The following is a 245-nucleotide window of genomic DNA, read 5'->3' on the forward strand; positions in this document are numbered from 1 at the left end:
GCTGCGGTGACAAGGGACATAAACAATCTCGTGACCATCTTGTGCCAGCTTACGAACGGTTGAAGCGTTGTTGATATGTAGGCCTTGATACAGTTTGTTCCACAACCAACCTAGAATCTTCTCGCCACGTTTGATCAGTGAGTAAGAGAAGTTCGCTGCGATCTCATCCATGATGTCTTGAGCTTCTTTGCTCGCTTTCTCAATGGAGATGTTCTTTGACTTCGCTTCGTCTTCAATCGCCTTCT

General features: G+C 46.1%; 1 pseudogene. It reads right to left on the bottom strand.

Annotated elements, in window-relative coordinates:
* Positions 1 to 245: pseudogene (locus tag A3712_RS08630) on the bottom strand (glycerol-3-phosphate 1-O-acyltransferase PlsB); the annotation flags it as partial.

The organism is Vibrio sp. HI00D65 (assembly GCF_001635455.1).
GTDB lineage: Bacteria > Pseudomonadota > Gammaproteobacteria > Enterobacterales > Vibrionaceae > Vibrio.